This window comes from Synechococcus sp. CC9605 (assembly GCF_000012625.1).
Taxonomy (GTDB): domain Bacteria; phylum Cyanobacteriota; class Cyanobacteriia; order PCC-6307; family Cyanobiaceae; genus Parasynechococcus.
Window position 1 is genome coordinate 1932341 of the sequence record NC_007516.1, and the last position, 19815, is coordinate 1952155.

General features: G+C 61.3%; 23 protein-coding genes and 1 pseudogene. 7 read left to right on the forward strand and 17 right to left on the reverse strand.

Annotated features, from left to right (window positions below):
• Window positions 1-76 precede the first annotated feature (76 nt).
• From SYNCC9605_RS15250 to SYNCC9605_RS10555, 3 genes are all read right to left on the reverse strand, one after another.
• A complete protein-coding gene (locus SYNCC9605_RS15250) occupies window positions 77-229 on the reverse strand; it encodes a hypothetical protein (RefSeq protein ID WP_198002449.1) in 153 nt (50 codons plus the stop codon).
• A gap of 96 nt (window positions 230-325) precedes the next feature.
• On the reverse strand, window positions 326-493 hold the full coding sequence (locus SYNCC9605_RS14065) for a DUF4278 domain-containing protein (protein ID WP_071813050.1): 168 nt from the start codon (window positions 491-493) through the stop codon (window positions 326-328).
• A gap of 157 nt (window positions 494-650) precedes the next feature.
• Complete coding sequence (locus SYNCC9605_RS10555) at window positions 651-941, reverse strand: DUF3104 domain-containing protein (protein ID WP_041435126.1); 291 nt, start codon at window positions 939-941, stop codon at window positions 651-653.
• A gap of 232 nt (window positions 942-1173) precedes the next feature.
• On the opposite strand from SYNCC9605_RS10555, the gene SYNCC9605_RS15255 reads away from it, so the two are divergent.
• The gene (locus tag SYNCC9605_RS15255) at window positions 1174-1320 is read left to right on the forward strand and encodes a hypothetical protein (protein ID WP_198002450.1); all 147 of its coding nucleotides are present in this window, start codon (window positions 1174-1176) and stop codon (window positions 1318-1320) included.
• Between the two features lie 527 nt (window positions 1321-1847).
• Here the strand turns inward: SYNCC9605_RS15255 and SYNCC9605_RS14070 are convergent.
• Window positions 1848-1972 (reverse strand): annotated as a pseudogene (locus tag SYNCC9605_RS14070) (peptide-methionine (S)-S-oxide reductase); the annotation flags it as partial.
• Between the two features lie 273 nt (window positions 1973-2245).
• Between SYNCC9605_RS14070 and SYNCC9605_RS14880 the strand changes: the two are divergent.
• Together SYNCC9605_RS14880 and SYNCC9605_RS15260 are read left to right on the forward strand one after the other, a co-directional pair.
• Complete coding sequence (locus SYNCC9605_RS14880) at window positions 2246-2383, forward strand: hypothetical protein (protein WP_156783112.1); 138 nt, start codon at window positions 2246-2248, stop codon at window positions 2381-2383.
• Between the two features lie 793 nt (window positions 2384-3176).
• Window positions 3177-3359: a hypothetical protein gene (locus SYNCC9605_RS15260; protein WP_041435129.1), complete on the forward strand. Its 183-nt coding sequence runs from the start codon at window positions 3177-3179 to the stop codon at window positions 3357-3359.
• Window positions 3360-3643: 284 nt separating this feature from the next.
• Here the strand turns inward: SYNCC9605_RS15260 and msrA are convergent, their stop codons facing one another.
• Genes msrA through SYNCC9605_RS10605 form a run of 8 tightly spaced genes read right to left on the reverse strand, consistent with a single transcriptional unit; the run spans window position 3644 to window position 11443 of the window.
• Entirely contained in the window at window positions 3644-4237 is a 594-nt protein-coding gene (gene msrA, locus SYNCC9605_RS10570; RefSeq protein WP_049749531.1) for a peptide-methionine (S)-S-oxide reductase MsrA, read from the reverse strand.
• 32 nt (window positions 4238-4269) lie between these two features.
• Window positions 4270-5451: a lipid-A-disaccharide synthase gene (lpxB, locus tag SYNCC9605_RS10575; RefSeq protein WP_011365062.1), complete on the reverse strand. Its 1182-nt coding sequence runs from the start codon at window positions 5449-5451 to the stop codon at window positions 4270-4272.
• Window positions 5451-6275 carry an acyl-ACP--UDP-N-acetylglucosamine O-acyltransferase gene (gene lpxA, locus SYNCC9605_RS10580; protein WP_011365063.1) on the reverse strand — a complete coding sequence of 275 codons (825 nt, stop codon included), beginning with the start codon at window positions 6273-6275 and terminating at the stop codon, window positions 5451-5453. Before lpxA ends, lpxB begins: the two co-directional genes overlap by 1 nt.
• 5 nt (window positions 6276-6280) lie before the next feature.
• Complete coding sequence (gene fabZ, locus SYNCC9605_RS10585) at window positions 6281-6736, reverse strand: 3-hydroxyacyl-ACP dehydratase FabZ (protein WP_011365064.1); 456 nt, start codon at window positions 6734-6736, stop codon at window positions 6281-6283.
• Window positions 6733-7560: a UDP-3-O-acyl-N-acetylglucosamine deacetylase gene (lpxC, locus tag SYNCC9605_RS10590; RefSeq protein ID WP_011365065.1), complete on the reverse strand. Its 828-nt coding sequence runs from the start codon at window positions 7558-7560 to the stop codon at window positions 6733-6735. Before lpxC ends, fabZ begins: the two co-directional genes overlap by 4 nt.
• Window positions 7560-9743 carry a BamA/TamA family outer membrane protein gene (locus SYNCC9605_RS10595; protein WP_041435790.1) on the reverse strand — a complete coding sequence of 728 codons (2184 nt, stop codon included), beginning with the start codon at window positions 9741-9743 and terminating at the stop codon, window positions 7560-7562. Before SYNCC9605_RS10595 ends, lpxC begins: the two co-directional genes overlap by 1 nt.
• 42 nt (window positions 9744-9785) lie before the next feature.
• Window positions 9786-10538: a phosphoribosylaminoimidazolesuccinocarboxamide synthase gene (gene purC, locus SYNCC9605_RS10600; protein ID WP_011365067.1), complete on the reverse strand. Its 753-nt coding sequence runs from the start codon at window positions 10536-10538 to the stop codon at window positions 9786-9788.
• Window positions 10535-11443, reverse strand: coding sequence for a hypothetical protein (locus SYNCC9605_RS10605; RefSeq protein WP_011365068.1), 909 nt, complete (start codon window positions 11441-11443; stop codon window positions 10535-10537). Before SYNCC9605_RS10605 ends, purC begins: the two co-directional genes overlap by 4 nt.
• 58 nt (window positions 11444-11501) lie before the next feature.
• Between SYNCC9605_RS10605 and purD the strand changes: the two genes are divergently transcribed.
• Entirely contained in the window at window positions 11502-12809 is a 1308-nt protein-coding gene (gene purD, locus SYNCC9605_RS10610) for a phosphoribosylamine--glycine ligase (protein ID WP_011365069.1), read from the forward strand.
• Window positions 12806-14872, forward strand: a complete 2067-nt coding sequence (locus SYNCC9605_RS10615; RefSeq protein WP_011365070.1) for an ATP-binding protein — start codon at window positions 12806-12808, stop codon at window positions 14870-14872. Before purD ends, SYNCC9605_RS10615 begins: the two co-directional genes overlap by 4 nt.
• 1 nt (window position 14873) lies before the next feature.
• On the opposite strand, the gene kaiC is transcribed toward SYNCC9605_RS10615, so the two are convergent.
• The 3 genes from kaiC to SYNCC9605_RS10630 form a co-directional block, all read right to left on the reverse strand.
• Window positions 14874-16412 carry a circadian clock protein KaiC gene (kaiC, locus tag SYNCC9605_RS10620; RefSeq protein ID WP_011365071.1) on the reverse strand — a complete coding sequence of 513 codons (1539 nt, stop codon included), beginning with the start codon at window positions 16410-16412 and terminating at the stop codon, window positions 14874-14876.
• Between the two features lie 65 nt (window positions 16413-16477).
• Window positions 16478-16843 carry a circadian clock protein KaiB gene (kaiB, locus tag SYNCC9605_RS10625; RefSeq protein WP_006850278.1) on the reverse strand — a complete coding sequence of 122 codons (366 nt, stop codon included), beginning with the start codon at window positions 16841-16843 and terminating at the stop codon, window positions 16478-16480.
• Window positions 16840-17724 (reverse strand): circadian clock protein KaiA, encoded by an 885-nt coding sequence (locus SYNCC9605_RS10630; protein WP_011365072.1) that lies wholly within the window; start codon window positions 17722-17724, stop codon window positions 16840-16842. The genes kaiB and SYNCC9605_RS10630 overlap by 4 nt, the downstream gene beginning before the upstream one ends.
• 132 nt (window positions 17725-17856) lie before the next feature.
• Between SYNCC9605_RS10630 and rplU the strand changes: the two genes are divergently transcribed.
• Both rplU and rpmA read left to right on the forward strand, forming a co-directional pair.
• The gene (gene rplU, locus SYNCC9605_RS10635) at window positions 17857-18222 is read left to right on the forward strand and encodes a 50S ribosomal protein L21 (protein WP_011365073.1); all 366 of its coding nucleotides are present in this window, start codon (window positions 17857-17859) and stop codon (window positions 18220-18222) included.
• Between the two features lie 44 nt (window positions 18223-18266).
• Window positions 18267-18533, forward strand: a complete 267-nt coding sequence (gene rpmA, locus SYNCC9605_RS10640; RefSeq protein WP_011365074.1) for a 50S ribosomal protein L27 — start codon at window positions 18267-18269, stop codon at window positions 18531-18533.
• A gap of 37 nt (window positions 18534-18570) precedes the next feature.
• Here rpmA and SYNCC9605_RS10645 read toward each other — a convergent pair whose 3' ends face one another.
• Window positions 18571-19017 carry a DUF2127 domain-containing protein gene (locus SYNCC9605_RS10645; RefSeq protein WP_011365075.1) on the reverse strand — a complete coding sequence of 149 codons (447 nt, stop codon included), beginning with the start codon at window positions 19015-19017 and terminating at the stop codon, window positions 18571-18573.
• 7 nt (window positions 19018-19024) lie between these two features.
• The gene (locus tag SYNCC9605_RS10650; protein ID WP_011365076.1) at window positions 19025-19789 is read right to left on the reverse strand and encodes a class I SAM-dependent methyltransferase; all 765 of its coding nucleotides are present in this window, start codon (window positions 19787-19789) and stop codon (window positions 19025-19027) included.
• Between the last annotated feature and the right edge of the window lie 26 nt (window positions 19790-19815).

A 19815-nucleotide genomic window follows, 5' to 3' on the forward strand; every position in this document is an offset into this window, starting at 1 on the left:
CGGTTGCTTCTTTCGGTGAAGGAGCAATGCGTCGAACGCGGGGGTGCCTAGGGAACACCCCCCTTTTTTATGGGAGTCAGCCCACCAGGACAAGGGCGACATTGAGAATTGCCAGCCCCACCAAGAACACCGCAGCCAACAACGCCGCTTCGGGGAAGAATTTGGCAATCACAAATCCCACCCCGAGAAACACCGAGGAAATCACGATGGCGGTGAGGTCCGTTCCCATCGAAGGGCGCTGACAGGCTGCTTCCCACGATGACGAGATCCCGCGCGAACCGTGATCGCCGAACCAGTTCACCCCACAACAAACCCTTGCCTCGACCTACTTGGTGTAGGTGACGCCTCGGTATGTGAGGGTGCGGCGACCTTCGCGCAGGAGCTCCTGGCGGCAGGTGGTGTAGTGCTCGCGCCGGTAGGTCAACTCAACGCAGACTTTGGGTGCTGATGGTGCTGCTTCATAGGTGTGACCTCGATAAAGAAGTGCCGTCATTGGATGTTCCTCGAGAAAACCCAAGTCCCCGTTCCGTGGCTTGGAGCGTCTGCGCCCCCGCAAGCAGGGGTGAACGTTTTGTAGCGGTTGCTACAAGCACATTTATAGATCAGTCGCCAACCCCGCGTTGCTCGAGCGGATACACACCACCCCTTGATCAGCACTCCTCACAGACGGGCGCACTGGCAGGCCATCCATCCATCGACCAGATCACGTCAGAGACCGCACCAGCGTTGATCCACTTGATGACACCGGTGTCCACATCAGCCACCTGAAATAAGAACGGGAGTCTGGGATGGCGAGCACTCCCCTCACAGAAGATCACTTGCCCCATCCACCAATCCCCCTGATCAAGGTGATCTCCACCCACAATCACGAAGTGCCCTGGGCGGACATGAAGGAACGGAGCTTCCGCCTTCACCGTGAGATCGCCGTGATCAACCGACATGCACGCCCTCGAGATGGTACGCCTGTACTCATAGTCATGGTGACGCTGGTTTGGCAACCAGTGGATGGGGGGCTGGCGCCGGGGTTCAGGTGTGTTGCCAGACTCTGACGTAAGCACTTTTGCTCCCTAGACGTGGACCGATGGGTGTCTAGGTTTCGACAGACTCCAGTTTTGTAGGCCGCCTTTCGATCGCACAAGGTCCTGACCCTGCCGCTGTCGAGAACGCCAATCGATGACTGACCGCACCCTCAGCATTTCCAACGCACTGCGCGAAGCGCAGCTGCAGCGCCTGGAAGCCTCCCTGGCCGCTAAGGCGGCATCCAAGCCTCATGCCACAACACAGCCAGCCAAAGACAAGGACGCAGAAGCACGCGACTGATCGCAACAGTCCTCACGCAATCCTTGATCAGATCGGCATATTGATGGAAATCCGGCGCCTGCCGATGTTCTCAAGTGCTGTGCTGTGGAGTCACTGCTCTCGATCTTGTTGGGTGTCGCCCTCGCCTGGGCGATCACACGGGTGATCATCTGGCTGAGCGATCGGGCTCGCTCGCGAGGGCGGTCTGCGGAAGATTTATGCTGCCATCTTTGAGCGATGGACCGATCCCCTGCAGAACAGGAACTCAATCGCATTGATCGTGAACTGGATGTGAACGAACCGCTCGGAGGGAACCACCCATAAAGCGAGGTGGTGGTCAGAGTGGAAAGTCAGGCAACCGATCCCTTGATGCCGTGCTGGTCACAGCGCTGCTGCTGTTCGTTGTTGCAGCAGCATTGGTGTTTGCAGGCCGGCTTAGCCCCACTCAACGGATGCAACTGACGGCTGGTTCCGTCAGGGGAGCTGTTGGCCTATTGCTGGGCTATGGCGTCGGAAGGCTGAGGCCTTAAGACCACCAGAACTGGGCGCTAGCTCCCCCAGGCGTTACCGGAGCGAGCGTGTCGCCCCAGACGCTGTCGAGCCTGCGGTCACGACCACAGCTGAACCGGTAGAAGTTGTATTTGACAGCGTTGTTCTCGGCATAGTTCTGGTGGGGAGAGTCCGTTAGGCCTCGATCCCCGTGTGGCATCCGCATCGCTCCAGTGCCACAACACCAACATCGCCACCAACCGCCAGGTGGGTGAGCTGTGCCAAAGGTTTTCTTAAGGCGCTTCCGTTGCAGCCTTCGCAACTCCCTTGATAGTACATCTGTACTTACAGGAAGTCGATGGAGGTAATGGAGGCGTGGCCACACGCTGATGAGCGGGTGATGTAGCGGTCGTACAACGAACAGGTCTGCATCTCGTGTGCGTGGTTCACCTACGGGATGGATGGTCGCTGCCACACCGTTGTGGGTTGCACCCTGCAAGAGGCGCAGCTTCAGCAAGGGCAGCACCTGACGCACTGCCGCCGCAACTGGAAGGCAGTGCACCACATGGAAACCGGCCCTGCTGTCGCCGCGTAACTACAATCGTGGGTATTAATTCTCATCGTGGGTGCTGAGTCCACAGTCGTGCCAACGGGTTTTTTACATTTTCCATACGCATAGTTTGCGACTTCTCCAGACAGCTCGACTGGAGATATCAGATCTGGCGGGTAATGCACGACCCGCCTTTTTTATGCGCTTTTTCGACACCGTTGGGCGCGCCTGTGAAGGTCTCGCGGTCATCCGTACCTCCGCACCCAGGCTTCGCTTCATAGCTTCGACAATTCTGAATGCAGAGCTGCATCAGGCAGTTGGACGGTCTCCAGTTCTGAGGGGTTCTGGAGATTTTTCCTTTCAGACGAAACCACCGGCTAAGCCGACTGATGGTGGTTCCGCTGCCCCAGAGGTCAGTCGTCCAATGCAGCACATCAGTTGTAGTTCTGTCGAAGCAGGGCGTGACGCATCACCTGCTACCTGCTGGACGGGGGGAGAAGCGGGCCGAGGGAAACCCGCTGCATGCATTCAGATCTCCCGATGGCGTTGCAGTGGTGCTCGCACCGACTGAATAATCGGTTACGTGAGAACGATTCTCGCTGGGTTGTAATGCCTAATTGGCCTCGTTTTTGAAGCAGCCCATAACTCCAGTAGCGCCCTCGCGTGGTGATGATGAAAAGGAAGGCAGTGGTGCCTTAACGCGTCGTGCATTTATTGAAGGGGGGATGGCTGATGGGCCGACCCCCTCTTTTATGAACGATTGGGTCAACGCTGACCTCGTCACCCACATCGTCCCCAGGGTCTGAGTTGAGCCGATAGGGTCACCTGACTGTTAGGCATGTCTCTCGTGAACCGTCATCCGAACATTGCCTTCTTCGGTGGCACCGTGATCATCGCGATCATGGTCATGACTGCTTTCGCCAACGTCGCTAACGCTTGCCATCACAACGCCGAGACAGCTGAGCAAACTTCAACAGAGGCTCCTCGGAAGGCTGACGAAAAGACTGAAGTCGAGGCTTGAGGAAGTCGCGGGTGAGGGGCCCGCGTGTCTTTCGCCTTCCTGCGACGACGCGTCGAACGGATATAGAGGTCGCTTCAACTTTCTAGACATCGCCACACAGAACTTCAACTGAGCCTTAATGCTTAATCCAGATGGTCGGAGCAATCTGTGCAAGCTCAGGAATAAATGGTTCAGCTGAGCACAGTGTCCAGCGGAGGCGTGATGCCTTCAATGCGTCGAGCGGAGGCAGGCTGAGGGGCCAGCCTCCTTTTTTTTATGAGCGACTGAGGCTCGTCTGCGGAGGTCTAGTCCTTCTTCGACCAGTCGTTGCCAGTGCGGGCGTTCTCACCCCAGACCTGATCGAGGCGTTTGTCCCGCCCACAGCTGAATCGATAGAAGTTGTACTTAATTGAGTTCGTCGAGGCATAGTTCTGGTGGTAGCCCTCGGCCGGCCAGAAGCGAGCCGCCTGCCTGAGCTCCACCTTCAAGGCAGACCGTGGTTGTCCCAGCTCGCGGGCCGCCGCCTGCGCACTGGCCTCAGCAGCCTCAGCCTGATCGACATCGGCCGTGAAGATCACCGGCCGGTAGGAATCGCCGCGGTCGCAGAACTGTCCGCCGCCATCAAGGGGATCCACATTGCGCCAGTAGCTGCGCAGTAGCTCCGCATAACTGATCTGATCAGGATCAAAACGCACCTGCACCGCTTCCTGATGCCCAGTGGTCTCACTGCTCACCTGCCGGTACGTGGGACGCTCCAGCTGGCCGCCGCTGTAGCCGCTGACGGCATCACGCACCCCCGGCAGATCCTCAAGGTCGTGCTCCAGGCACCAGAAACAGCCTCCTGCAAAGACGGCCGTCTGCAGCTCAGCCATGGCGCGCTGGGGCCAGCTGAACAACATCAGGCAGGTAAACAGCAGCAGCAGAGTTCGTTTCAATCGATCACCTGATCAAAGATGGCCTTGGCCGCCCGCTCGGTGACCCCAGGAGCCCCCAGGGTGGCCCGCAGTCGGTCATACCCCTCCAGCATGGCGTGGCGCTCAGGGGTGGCGGTCAACAAGGGGAGCGCCCTCTCCACCAGGGCCTCAGCCGTGAGTTCATCCTGCAGCAGCTCCGGCACCAACCGCTGCTTGAGCAACAGATTCACCGGGGAGATGTGGTCCACCTGGAAGCGCAGCACGTGGCAGGCAACCCAGGCCGTCAGTCGGCTGACGCGGTAACCGACCACCTGGGGAACCCCCTGCAGGGCCAGTTCCAGGTTCACCGTGCCGGATTTGCCCAAGGCAAGATCCGCCGCTGCACAGAGGGTGGTCTTCAGCCCATCCGCTTCAGCGGCGGGAATCACCCGCCCATGACGGACCCCGGCCTCCTGCAGCGCCGCAGCCAGGGGCGCTTCGAACGCCGCAAGCCCAGCGGGCAGAAGCACCTGAAGATCAGGGTGGCGTTGCTGCAACAGAGCAGCCGCCTGGGCCAGAGGTGGCATCAGATAGCGCAACTCCTGGGGCCGCGAGGCTGGCAGCAGCAACAGCACCGGGGCCTCTGGATCCAGACCCAGTTGGCGACGGGATCTGGCGCGATCGGGCAGGTTCTGGAAGCTGTCCAGCAACGGATGACCCACCCAGCTCACATCCGCACCACGGGCGGCATAAAACTCGGCCTCCGCCGGGAAAATCGCCAGGATCTTGTCGGTGAAGCCAAGCAGACGGGTGGTGCTTCCATCGCCGAAACGCCAAGCCCACTCCTGGGGGGCGATGTAGTACGTGATCGGCAGCTCGGGTTGCTGGCGCCGCAGCCGAGTGCCCAAGCGCACATTGGCCCCGACGTAGTCGATCAGCACTACCCCATCAAGGGAATGTTCCGCCAACAGCGCATCCACCCGGGCCTGCAGCCGCAGCGTGGGAAGAATCAACGGAACGGCCTCCCACAGGCCGATGGCTCCCATCGGCGCGGTGTCGGCGATCAATGCTGCACCCGCCGCCTCCATGCGCGGGCCACCCAGGGCCAGCAGCTCCAACTCGAGCCCCCGTCGTTCCGCCTCCAACCGCAAGGCGCGAATCAACAGGCTGCCCTGCAGATCACCGGAAACCTCTCCGGTGCTGATCAGCAGCCGAACCATCAGCGGCCCTGCACCGGCATCGGTCCCCGTCGGCCCTGACCAGTGGAGGCTTCCAGGAACCGGCAGAAGTGCTCAGCCGCCGGCAGCAAGGGCTGGCTGCGTGCCTGCTGAAGCGCGTCGGCAATCACCAGGTCAGAGCGATACATCAGGGTCCAGATGTCCTGCAGCTGCTTGAGTTCAGCGCCGTCATGGCTGGCAGCCAGGCCACTGCGCCGGAGGCCAACGCGGTTCAACCCCCGGACCCTGCCCGGATGCCCTTCCACCAGGCAGTAGGGGGGCACATCCCTGTCGACACGGGTCATGCCGCCCACCATCGCCATCCCACCGATGTGCACGAACTGGTGAATGCCCAGACAGCCACCAACTACCGCACGGTCTTCGATCACCACGTGGCCCGCCACCTGAATGGCATTGGACATCACGATTTTGTTGCCCAGATCGCAGTTGTGGCCCAGATGGCAGTAAGCCATCAGCAAGTTGCCGTTGCCGATGCGGGTCACCTCGCCTTCTTCGGTGGCGCGATTGATCGTCACGCATTCCCGCAGCGTGTTTCCATCACCGATCAACACCTCGGTGTTGGCACCGCGGTACTTGAGATCCTGTGGCGGAAGACCAAGGCAGGCGCCCGGATACACTTTGTTGTCACGGCCCAGGGTCAGCCGACCATCCAGGACGGCATGGGGACCGATCCAGGTGTTCTCTCCGATCACCACCTCGGGGCCGACCACCGCACCGGGGCCGATCACCACGCCGGCGGCCAGCTCGGCCTTCGGGTCCACCACCGCCGTGGGGTGGATCTGCTGTGACGTCGTTTGCTGCGACATCCCGCTCAGTCCACCAGGGAGAACATCAATTCGCCGGAGCAGGCCAGATCGCCATCCACTGTGGCCTCAGCCTTGACCTTGCCGAAGCGTTTGCGCTTGAGGCTGAGCAGTTCACAGCGGATCACCAGCTGATCTCCGGGAACCACAGGGCGCCGGAAGCGTACCCCGTCGATGCCGGCAAAAACGAACAGACCCTTGGGCAGATCCGGCATCTGGGTGACGATCAGACCACCCACCTGCGCCATCGCCTCGACAATCAGCACCCCGGGCATCAGCGGACGCTCGGGGAAATGCCCCTGGAACTGGGGCTCGTTCATGGTCACGTTTTTGATCGCCGTGGCCGAAACCCCGGGATCATGGGCGATGACCCGATCCACCAGCGCGAAGGGGTAACGGTGCGGAAGCAAACCGGCGATCTGCTCGCTGGTCAGCACGACATCTGAGGTGGTGGATTCAGTCACAAAGCGGCTGCGAGATCGGTGTGAAGACCATGGGACCCCTTGTACACAAGAACCTGTGCCTGCGGAAAACCGACGAGGGCCAGGTCGCCGATTAGGTCCAAGAGCTTATGGCGCACCGGTTCATCCTCGAACCGCAGCGGTGGATTCATCCACTTATCACCGTCACAGACCAAGGCATTGTCCAGGGCGCCACCCTGGATCAACCCGGCAGCACGAAGCTGCTCCACCTGCTCCCGGAAACCGAAGGTGCGTGCTGGAGCAATCTCATCAACAAAGCGCTGGGGGGTTAGCTCCAGGGCGAACTGCTGGCGGCCGATGGCCGCCTGGGGGAAGTCAATGATCCCCACAACGCCAAAGCAATCGGCGGGGGTGGCTGTGATCACACTGTTGCCTCGGGTGCGCAACAAGGGTTGCTCCAACTGCGGTTGAGCCGGCCGCGGGGTCGCCGCCGGGACCAAACCAGCCGCAGCGATCGCCTCCACCCAGCCCAGGGCCGAGCCATCCAGCAGAGGAACTTCGTGGCCATCGAGCACGATCTCCACATGACTCAGCCCACAACCGGCCAGGGCCGCCAGCAGATGTTCGACGGTGGCCACCTTGCTGGAGCCCAGAACCAAGGTTGTGCACAGCGGGCTGTCGCGCACCTGATCAGGCCGAAGCTGGATCGGCTGATCCATGCCCGGCAAACGCATCTGAAAACCAGGATGGTCTGTCGGCCGAAGTTCCACGGTGGCCTCAGCACCACTGTGAAGGCCGATACCAGAGAGTGATGTCTCCGCTGCAAGCGTCCAGGCAGCGGAGTAGTCCTGAGGCCAGCTGATCACTAAAACTTCCAGCCCACGCCCAGGTTGAAGCGGTAATCAGAGCTGAAGTCTTTCGTGGCCACCTCAACCCGGATCGGACCAACCGGCGTGGTCACGATCACACCGGTACCGAAAGAAACACCGGATCCGTCTTTATCCAACAGCAAGCCAGGCTTGCCAGGCACATTCTTCTGAGTGCCGAAATCGGTGCCGGAATCCATGAACACCTCGCCAGAAAAGATGCTGATCAACGGGAAGCGGTACTCGATCGTGAGTTCGCTAAAAGCCGTGGACACCGCCATATCACAGTCGTACCAACCCCGAATCGAATTGGATCCACCCATACAGAACGCCTCGTACGGGGGCGCTACACCCATAATCGCGCCACCTTTGATTTGCACGCCAATGGCCTGCGGGCAATCGGCCTGCTCACCGGCCTTGGGACGGCAACCCTTGTGGATCTTCAGCCAATCCACCGGGAAGAACTGGGTGTAGCTGGCCCTCAGACGGTTGAAGGTGGGCGAATCATTGTTGATGCCGAGAAACTGCTCGGTTCCGGCGGTGAAGAAGTTGCCGCTGGTTGGATTGCGGGGGTTGTTGAAGTTGTTGTAGGTGGTGGCGAAACGCATCCCCACCAGGGTGTTGGTGTCGGCGCAGTTGTAGGACACACAGATGACGTCGTCTTTGTTGACCTTGCCCTTGCGGAATTTGTTGTTGGACACGCCATAGGGCCTCGTGTCACCGGCAAAGTTGATTGGCCGCACTTCGGCGAAGGACATCCCAGCCAGGACATTCCACTTGCTGTCCTTATAAGGATCACCACCATTCAGGGGGCGTGAGAAGGAGAAGTTGCCGCCAACCTTGCGAAGCACAACCGTGTCACCCTCGTAGTCGAACCAGCTGCGGTTGGGGTACTCACTGTCGGCCTTGTTGACCTCGCCTGGAGCCTTGTCTCCATCGGTGAACCCGTATTTACGACCGGTCTCGTAGGCCTTGTTGGAGCCGTTGTCGGCGTAGTCCTTCGCGGTGCGGATGTTGCCGTTGTCTTCGCTTTGGAAAACCTGGGGCACCTGCTGGCTCAAGAACACAGAGGTGCGGAAGCTGGTGCGGTGCTTGTCGCCGTAGATCCAGGGATCCGTGAAGTTGAGGTTGGCCAGTCCGCCGTATTGGCCGTAGGTGATGTTGGTGCCCAGATTCCAGGCTCGGCCGAAAAGATTGCTTTCCTGCAGCTGCACCTGACCGAAAACACCCTGGCTCTGGCTGTAGCCGAGACCGCCTGAGAGCTGACCGGTGGACTGCTCGACGATGCCAAGCACGATCACCACATCGCCAGGCTCTTCCGGCACAGGCCGCAGAGTCACCTTGACATCACTGAACAATTGGGTGGCGTAGAGCCGTTTGATGTCCCGCTCAAGGGCATTGCGGTTAAACGGATCGCCGGGTTGGATCGAAACCTCTCGGGTGATCACCCACTCCTTGGTCTTGCCGCGGATGGGATTGCCGTTCTCATCAGTGTCATCACCCTCTTTGGTGAGGAATTTGACCTCAACGTCAGACACGCTGCCCTGCAGCAGTTTGAGCGTGACCACACCCTCAGGGCTGACCCGTTCCGGACCGGACACCCGTGCCAGGGAATAGCCCTGACCGGCCACTGAAGCCTGGAGAGCCTTCATCCGCTGCTGCAGATCGTTGAGGTTCAGCGTGCGCCCGTAATCGGAAGCAAACGTCTCCTCAATCACCACATCCGAAAGGAGATTTTCATCGTCGCCGCTGATCTCCACTGCACTTAAGGGAGGGAAGGGCTCCACCTGAACAACCACCTGAACGCCCAGCGGTCCGTTCTGGGGAACGATGCGCACATCCGAGAACCAGCCCGTGGCCTGAATGCCATTCAGGTCGTTCTGAAGCTCCTCGCGGGTGACACGCATCCCTGGACGCACCTGCATGGCGTCGTAGGTGGAGATCTGAAGACGTTCCTCTTCAGGGTGGCCATCGATGCCTTCAATCAGCACCTCAGAAATCAGAACCCGGGGCTGTTCAACCAAGGTGTCGTCCACCATGACCTCTCCCCCCTCGAGGGGTTGGTCTGCAGGCGTTGCGTCCTGCGCCATCACTGGTGGAGCCACCAGGGGAATTCCCAGCATCAGGCCCAAAACCGTGCGACGTACTGCAACCGAGGAGCGGCGGGACGAACGGCGGGTCATCGAGGCGCAGGCTGGCCGAAGCCACAAAAAGGTGCGCTGACCTTACAGGCAGTTACGGGGGTTGGGGCAGTTGCCTTGGACCCGTTTGAGGACCTCCCCGTAGGCCTCCATCACCCCACCGAGATCTTTGCGGAAGCGGTCCTTGTCCAAAATCCGGTCTTCGGCGTTGCTATTACGGCGGTCCCAGAGCCTGCAGGTGTCAGGACTGATCTCGTCGGCCAGCAGGAGTGTTCCATCCGATGCCAGCCCCAACTCCAGCTTGAAATCGACCAGCTGCAGATCAAGTTCGTCAAAAAACGGGAGCAAGACCGCGTTCACCCGGCGGGCCAGTTGTTCAATCGCTGACAGTTGTGCGGTGTCTGCCACCCCGAGCAGCTGCACACGAGCCTCGGTCAACAACGGATCGCCGAGGGAATCGTCCTTGTAATACAGATCCAACAGGGCAGGTTCGATGGCTGTGCCCTCAGCGATCGGCGTCTGACGACACAGCGAACCGGTGGCGATGTTCCGAAGAACTACCTCCAGGGGGATGATCCTCACCCGGCGCACCAGCATCCAGGTCTCCCCAGCCAGACCGCAGTAGTGGGTCGGCACCCCCTCACGCTCCAGCAGGTCGAACAACCGCGCTGAGATTTGGCAGTTCAGCCGACCTTTGCCATCCAGCTGAGCTTTCTTCTGAGCATTGAAGGCGGTGGCATCGTTCTTGAACTCCACCAGCACCCGGTCGGGATCCGTGCTCGCGAACACCCGCTTGGCCTTGCCTTCGTACAGCAGCTCTCCGTGATCGGGCATCATGGCGAAGGTGCAAGGGCTGATGGTCTTACATCAGCATGGCCTCCGGGATCCCGCGGTGAACGCAGCAGGGGATCGGGTTCGGCCTCAGGCTGCAGCTGCTGGAGCGAATAGCGGTCATCGAGAACAGTGGCCAGGCGTTGCATCCGCTGACGCGGCCGCTCACCATCACCCCCTGCCGCCAGCTGCAGTTGCAACTGTTGATGCAGCAGGTCCATCGCCAAGCCCCAGGCCTCCGCTGCCGCCGCTTGATCCAAGGCGGTTTCCAGCAGTTGATCGGCTTGATCGAACTGATCGGCATCGAGCCATTGCGCCGCGCGCGACAGACGCTGCGCCCCCTGCACACCCGTCAGGTCGCCCAGCAGCTGCACCTCCACAGCCACAGCGTTGCGGCCCAGGGCCGCTTCATGCAAAGCCAACTGATCCAGCCCATTGCCCTGATCCGGCAACGGCTGATCAGGGAACAGAGGCGCATCCAGGGCCATCAGGTTGCCATCCACCAAACGGCGCAGCGCTAAGGCCGCCTGGCGGTGATCCAGAGCTGCTGCTGCTGCACGCCAGCGCAACAACAGCCACTGGCGCCGTTCATCGCCAACACGGGGGATGTAGCGATCAAGCACCACGGCTGCAGCTTCGGGGGCACCGCAGCTCATCAGGGCTTCGGCGTTCGCCAGCACCAGCTCCAAAGAATCGATTACCGGATGCAGCGCCAAAAGCCGATCGCGCAGGGCCTGACGACGGCCATCGGAGGTCGCCATGCGGGGATCAAAACAGGCCTGCCCCGCCGCGGCCACATCCATTTCAGCGAGAACACTTTGAAAGCGTTCCTCGCGCATCACCTGCGGATCCGGGGCTGCCGCAATAGCAGCCAGAAGGGTGAGGGCGAAGGGGAAAAGGGAAGTCCCCATGGCGGGCTGCGGTCTACAAAGGAAAACCTACGAGGCCCAAACCGTTCCTCCCGCAACCATGGCCATTTCGTCCACCCGTCCCAACACGCTGCCTGCCCTCCAACGCGCCCTCGTCGTCGGTGGCGGCGGCAGAGAACAGGCCCTGACCTGGGCCCTGGCCCGTTGTCCGGGCCTGGAGACGGTCTGGATCACCCCTGGCAACGGTGGCGCTGAAGGCAGCGCCCTGGCGGTGGGCGAAACCGATCGCGCTGGGTTGATCGCGCTGTGCCAGCAGAACGGCATCGACCTGGTGGTGGTGGGTCCGGAAGCGCCGCTGGCCGCTGGAGTTGCCGATGCCCTGCGAGAGGCGGGCTTCGACGTGTTCGGCCCTGGAGCAGAGGGGGCCCAGTTGGAGGCGAGCAAAGCCTGGGCCAAGCAGCTGATGCAAGAGGCGGGGGTGCCCACGGCGGGCCACTGGGCGGTGGCCAGTGAAGCCGAAGCCCTGGCGGTGTTGCAGGAGGTCCAACGTCCTCTGGTGGTCAAGGCCGATGGCTTGGCCGCCGGCAAGGGCGTCACGGTGGCGGACAGCGTGGAGGAGTCGGAAACCGCCATCCGCGAAGCCTTTGAAGGGCGATTCGGGGCTGCAGGCTCCCAGCTGGTGTTGGAGGAGCGGATGGAGGGCCCTGAAGTTTCGGTGTTTGCCCTCTGCGATGGGGAGCGGATGGTGCTCTTGCCCCCGGCGCAGGACCACAAACGGCTCAACGAAGGCGATTGCGGCCCCAACACCGGCGGCATGGGCGCCTATGCCCCCGCCCCACTGCTGGATGCCGAGGGCCTCGAAGACGTGCGCCGCATCGTGCTGGAGCCCACCCTCAAGGCCCTGCGCCAACGCGGAATCGATTATCGCGGCGTGATCTATGCCGGCCTAATGATCACGGCCGACGGCCCCCAGGTGATCGAGTTCAACTGTCGCTTTGGCGATCCCGAATGCCAGACGTTGATGCCACTGCTCGGCCCGGAGCTCGGCGCCGTGCTGCAGGCCTGTGCTCTGGGTCGCCTTGATCTGGCCCCTCAGCTGAGCATCGCCGAACGCTGCAGTGCCTGCGTTGTGGCGGCCGCCGAGGGCTACCCCGAGTCCCCCCGCAAGGGCGATGCGATCCGCATCGACCTTGCCCCCAGCCCAGACCATCAGCTGTTTCACGCCGGCACCCGCCGAGACAACTCCGGCGAACTGCTCACCGCCGGAGGCCGGGTGCTTGCCGTCGTCGCCCAGGGCGATGACTTCGATACCGCCTTCGCCGGGGCCTACGACGGTCTCAATCAGCTCGATTACGCCGGAATCACCTACCGTCGAGACATCGGCCATCAGGTGCGCTCGGGCGGATGAGCAGCGGCAGCGGAGCAGCAATCGCTGATTGGGCGCTTCCCCCCAATGGCAAACCGCCAGGGGAGGACCAGAACCTTTGGGACCGCATCACCGCCTGGTGGGCGGAATTCACCCTCCAGACCAAGCTGCTGGCGATTGCCACCCTGGTGGTGAGCCTGATGATGACGGGCATCACCTTCTTCGCTCTAAATGGCATTCAGCGCGATGCCGTGATGAACGACACGCGCTACGCCCGGGATCTGGGCCTGCTGCTGGCTGGCAACGTCACTGAACTGGTGGCGCAGGGGCAGGACCGTGAGCTGGCCAACGTCGCCGAAAAGTTCTGGCGCTCCAGCCGCAGCGTCCGCTACATATTCTTCGCCGATCCCGAAGGCGTCGTTTATCTGGGGATCCCGATCAGCGCCACCCCCAGCAGTGGGGATGGGGAGCTTCGTCTCAACCGACGTCTGGAACTGCCCGATGAGCTGCGTCGACGCCCACAGAACCCCCTGGTGCGGCAACACCTCACACCCCAGGGTGCCGTCACTGATGTGTTCGTCCCTCTTATCCGGGGGGGTCAGTACTACGGCGTTCTCGGCCTCGGGGTGAACCCGAATGAGACCGCCCTGGCCAGCGCAGCCCTCACGAGGGAAGTAACGGTGGCCGTGTTCATCTCGATCTGGGTGCTGGTGATCCTTGGCGCGGTGTTCAACGCCCTCACCATCACTCGACCGGTGAAGGAACTGCTGCGGGGGGTGCGCTCCGTCGCCTCCGGCAACTTCGGTGCCCGGGTTGATCTGCCAGTTGGAGGGGAATTGGGGGAGTTGCTCACCGGCTTCAACGCGATGGCCTCCCAGCTCGAGGCCTATGACGAGGCCAACATCGAGGAGCTCACGGCCGCCCAGGTGAAGCAACAGTCGTTAATCGCTACCATGGCCGATGGCGCCATGCTGCTGGATGCCGACGGCCGCATCGTGTTGGCCAATCCCACGGCGCGGCGTTTGTTCCGCTGGGAAGGGCGCAGCCTTGAAGGCCAGGAGCTGGTGGGGGAACTGCCGGAGTTGCTGGCCATCGAACTGCACAGTCCCCTCGATGCTCTGCTCGGTGGCGGCTCTGATAGTGAAGACCTGCGCTGCAGCGTGGGGGAACCGGCCCGCACCCTGCGAATCGTCCTGCAGGCGGTGCGTGATGCCAGTGGTGAAACCCTCAAGGGCATCGCCGTCACCATCCAGGACCTCACCCGCGAGGTGGAGCTGAATGCGGCCCAGAGCCGTTTCATCAGCAACGTCTCCCATGAACTGCGCACGCCGCTGTTCAACATCAAGAGCTACGTCGAAACCCTGCACGACCTCGGCGATCAGCTCAGCCCCGATGAACAAAAAGAGTTTCTCGGGGTCGCCAACGACGAAACCGATCGACTCACCCGGCTGGTGAACGATGTGCTGGATCTCTCCCGGCTGGAGTCGGGTCGAACCCTGCAGTTCGAACCGATCAGCATGCGCCCAGCCATGGAGCAGACCCTACGCACCTACCGGCTGAATGCCGAAGATCGCGAGGTGGAACTGGTTCTCGATGTTCCCGAAGATCTGCCTGATGTTTTGGGGAACTGGGACCTGCTGCTGCAGGTGCTCGACAATTTGATGGGCAATGCCCTCAAGTTCAGCCGACCCGGTGGCCCCCTCGCGCTGCGGGCCTATCCCTGGCCCGACACCTGTTCTGTGGAGGGAACGGCGATCACCGGCACTGACGGACCCACCTGCGCCCTCACCTCACCGCTGCCAAAGCTGAGGGTGGAGATCGCCGACACGGGCTGCGGCATCAGCAGCACTGATCAGGAGCGCATTTTCGATCGCTTCTTCCGGGTCGAAAACGCCGTTCACACGGAAGTTGGCACCGGGCTGGGTCTCTCGATCGTGCGCGGGATTCTCGAGAAACACGGCGCCCAAGTTCAGATGGCGAGTGAGCCCGAGGTGGGCACCACCTTCTGGTTCGATCTGCCCCTGGCGAAGGCCGACAAGGATGAGCTGCAGCTGCAAGCGGAACGGCGCAGCCGCAACGCCATCGCCGAGGCGGTCGAGCTTTAGGTCAATCCTCGGTGGAGACGCCGCGGGCGATGCGCGACAACTCGCTGCGCTCATCGGTGGTGACCCGATGGGGCACACCGGAGATGATCCGCTCGAAGTTGGAGAAGGAATCCTTGATCTGAGGACCATTGCCCGTGATCACAAATTCGCGGATGCCCTTGTCGTGCCATGAACCGCGCATCTTGAACACGTTCAAGGCACGGGCCATCTCGCCGCGGATCTCCACGTACTGCAGCAGCAGGATCGTGTCGGTGATCGTGGAGATGTGAGAGTCCGTGATCGAATGGCTGCCCATGAACTCCTCGGAGGTGTTCGTGAAGAAGCCGGCGATCTCTTCCTGCTTGGCGTAGCCGGTCACCCCGATCACGAACTGACGGAAGGCGTTGTGGCTCACACCGCGCGCCAGGGCGGAGAGAGAGTCGATCGCCATCCGCGACGGTTTGAACTGACTGATCTCCGTCTTGATGATCTGCAAGTGATCTTCAAGACCCGTGGATTCGGGGTAGGCGCAGATGATCTTGAGCAACCCGTCCTGCTCCATCTGCTCGAAGTCGATGCCCCAGCTGGTGCCGTTGCGCAGCAGTTGGGCGCGCGACTCCTCGTAGGCGAACAGGATGGCGCGTTCCTTGTTACGGCATGCGTCTTCGATGAATTTGGAGACGAGCATCGTCTTGCCCGTTCCGGTGGCTCCGGTGGCCAGGATGATCGAGTCCTTGAAGAAACCACCGCCGCACATGTCGTCCAGGCGCGGCACGCCGGAACTGACCCGGACGTTGGATGAGCGCTGGGTGAGGCGCATGGCCCCAAGCGGGAAGATGCTGATGCCATGGGTGCCCATCGTGAATGGGAACTCGCCCTTCATGTGGGTGGTGCCCCGCAGCTTGAGAATCTCCAGGGTGCGCCGACGCCGCTCTCCCTCGAGCACGTTGCGCAAAATCACCACGTTGTCGGACACAAATTCTTCAACGCCGTAGCGGGCGATCGGGCCGTACTCGTCGATCCGTTCGGTGGTCATCACCGTGGTGACGCCGATTTCCTTGAGCCTCGCGATCAACCGAAAGATCTCACGGCGCACGACGAACACAGCGTCGTACTGCTGGAACACCGCCGTGATCGAGTCAATGGCAACGCGCTTGGCCTTGTATTTGCGGATGGCGTAGTTGATCCGCTCGATCAAGCCGGAGAGATCAAAACTGCCGGCCACGTCCTGACCGTCAGGATCCGGTGAGGCATCAAGAATGAAGAGTTTGTCCTGCTCGACCATCTCCTGCAGATTCCAGCCGAAGCTGGCGGCATTGCGCAGGATGTCGAGGGGCGATTCCTCAAAGGTGACGAAGATGCCGGGTTCGTCGAACTGTTTGATGCCGTTGTGGAGGAAGTGCAGTGAAAACACCGTCTTGCCGGTGCCGGACGTGCCGCTGATCAGCGTGCTGCGGCCGATCGGCAGGCCGCCTTGGCACACATCATCAAAGCCCTCGATCCCTGTCGGGAGCTTTTGAACCTGCATCTGAGGCTGACCGCTGGTCGGAGGGAACTGCATGGCAACCACCTGTGGCTTGACCGTAGTGAGCACGGGATGAACCGTGCTGGAGCGCACCATGTCGCTTAAGGATCTGAAGAAATGGTCGTGTCGGTCTCCTCATCGACCGCATCGATCAAACTCGAATTGAGCGACGTATCGGACAGCTCGTCGTAGAGCAGATCCAGGCCGATCAGCACCCGCTCGCGATCGGAGAGGTCACCGATGATGCGCCGCACCGGCGGTGGAAGAATCTTGGACAACGTTGGCGTTGCCAGGATCTTGTCTTCCTCCGCCAGTTGCGGATTTTTGAGCACGTCAATCACCTTGAGGGCATACACCCCCCGGAATTCGGTTTCGAGGATGTTGCGCAGCGTTTTCAGCGCCCGCATCGAATTGGGCGTGTTGCCCGCCACGTAGAGCTTGAGGATGTAGGTCTTGCGGGGACTCATGACGACTCCTCCGAGGCATCGAGCTGATCCATCGGGCGACGTACACGGCTAGAGGCCGTGCCCGACAGAGGAAGGTCCGGCGGAATGGACCGCCGGTACATCTCACACAGGTGCGCCATCACGTCGAGAAGCGCAAGGCGGTAATCCTGAAGAAAGTCATGTTTGTGGCCCTCAAAACTCAATTGTTTCCAGAATTCATCGATCAGATCCACATGGATCTCAACGGTGCGGGTGATCGGTAGATCACTGAAAAAAGCGGTGTTGACAAAGCTTTCCAAGGCCTGATTGGCCGCAGCCGGATCACTGAAGTAACTCGCCAGCAGGTCCCGATAGGTGCGTTGAAGCGACAGCAGCAGATCCCTGCGTTCCTCGGGGGGCAGGCTGCCCAGGAAGCGGGATGGATCCCGTTTGTAAAAAACACCTAGGTAGCCAAGTCGCTCCTGCAGGCGATCGGAGAGGTTGCTGACGGCACGGGAGGAGGAGCTGCTGTCGTCCTGGCGTCCATCGGCGCGCCCCTGGCGCAGAAAACGCGAAATGGCCGCATCAACGTTGTATCCCAGCTGGGCCAGCTGGTCGTCGGGCAGATGCAGCTCCTCGGGGTGGTAATCCACCTGACCCTTCACCTCCCCAACGATCACGGCGGGGAAGAGCAGACCCGCCGCCAGCAGTTGCTCCTTGACCTCAGCGTCGAGCAGACTCTGCTCGAGCACCACAGCGTCAAAATCGTCCTGCCGGGGTCCGAGGACAGCTGCCAGGGTCTCCCCAGGATCAACCGTCAGAACAACCGACTCGTAACGATTGGCCGGCAGCCAGGGGCGGCAGGCTTCCACCAAAGCTGGGCTGCCCAGCACGAGAGCAACAGTGAGGGCCGGCCTGGCCATCCGGGCATCCGAAGCGTCGAAGTATCTAAATCTTGACGATGGGGCGTGTCAGAGACGAAGATCTTTGTTTGTCTTTCGATTGCGGCTCAGGCCTGAATCGGTTCGCCGAGCCTGAACGCGTCCTTTCACCTTATGGCCGACACGAAACCAGCCGCGGAACAGAGCGGGACCTACGCCATCGTTGAGGCGTCAGGAACCCAGATCTGGCTGCAGCCCAACCGCTACTACGACATCGACCGGCTTCAGGCCGAGGTGGATGACACCATCAAGCTTGAAAACGTTCTGCTGGTGAAGGACGGCAAGGGCACCACTCTCGGCCAGCCCTATGTCAAAGACGCCACCGTGTCCCTCAAGGTGATGGCCCATCGCCGCGGACCGAAGGTGATCGTTTACAAAATGCGCCCCAAAAAGAAAACCCGCCGTAAGAATGGTCATCGGCAGGAACTCACCCGGGTGATGGTTGAGTCCATCTCCGTGGGCGGCAAGGCCATCAGCTGACCTCACCCCCCGCTCCATCAACCGCCCCACCAGCATCTCCTCTCATGGCACATAAAAAAGGCACAGGCTCAACCCGTAACGGCCGAGACTCAAACGCCAAACGCCTTGGAGTGAAGGCCTACGGCGGCGAAACCGTCACCGCCGGTTCCATCCTGATTCGCCAGCGCGGCACCTCCGTTCTGCCCGGCGTCAATGTCGGCAAAGGCAAGGACGACACTCTGTTCGCCCTCACCGACGGCATCGTGAAGTTCGAATCGATCCGACGCGGCCTGCGCAACCGCAAGCGCATCAACATAACGGCCACTGCTTGACCAGGCAAAGATTGCGTTTGCGTTCAGCGCCTCGCAATCAACGCAAAACCCGACGGCTGGTTACCACCAGCCCCAGAACTGTGAGCCCCAGGACGACAAACGTTCTGGGGCTTTGTTCGTGCAAGGCGTGCATGATCTCGAGAGGAAGAGCTAAAGCCAGCAGCGCCACCAATAACCACTCACCCCAGCGACGACCAAACCACGTGCCCCAAGCTGCAACGAGGATCAGCAGCGCATAAAGGGCTGAGACTACCGCCAACTGGATCAAGCGCGTCGGGCCTAGCACAGCCCCCTGTTGGGCCATGGCTGCCAAAAGCCGGCGATCGGCCTGGCCCCAGGTGTCGGCGAAGTCCGAAAGCTGTGCGTAATGAATATCGCCATACAAAGCGGCCAGGCTGATCACCAGCAGCACGGCTGCGAGCAGGACTTTTTTGATCACGATCAAGCGGATCAGCCAAAGTCCCTTGTCGGCTGCTTTGCTCATTGAGGCGTCAAACGCTGCCGTCAAGCGAACGGTAAAGCCGGGCCGTGATCAGAAGGGGGTGGAACACCTCCAGGAACTGAGTCTGCAGGGTGCGGAAAAAACCATCCACCAGGGCCGGATCATCGAAATGGAAGGGGTACTCCCCCTGATGCCCTTTGAAGAAGTACCAGTTCAGGAGAGCGATGGCCCCGGGCGCCATGCGCTGGTGAAACTCCAGCAGCTGCGCCGAAGGATCCGGCAGATGTTCCAGCACATCGAGGCAGACCACCGCATCGAAACGCACATCGCCCGTGCTGCTGAGGTCACGATGCACCGAAAGCTTGTCCGCCAGGCCCAGGCTTTCCGCCCGTTGCTGCACAAAAGCCTGGTTGTGGGGATTGAGATCCACAAACCAGACCTGGTCAACCTCCGGCAGCGCCGCCGCCGAAAGGGCATGGGTGCCGATGCCTCCGCCAAAATCCAGCACCTGGCCCTGCACCGCCATGCCCTGCAGCCGCAGCGTGTCGGCGATGTAGTCCGCACTGGAAAGATGCCAGGCCGCGAGCTCCAGCAGGTGCCCCGTACCAACCGTGTCTTCATAAAAGGTGGTGGCGTCCTCCGGCCGGAACGCACCAGGGTGCAGATCCGCCAGGTCGTCGGTGCTGCTGGGCAGACGCTGCTCGAGCTGCTCCAGCGTGAGGTCGAGGTAGCGGCTGAGGTGTTGCTTGATGCCCAAACCGTCCGCCAGAAAAGGGGAGACGTCCACATCCGTGCTACTGCGGAGCTGGGGCATGGATGGGCATCAGAGAGCGGCCAACC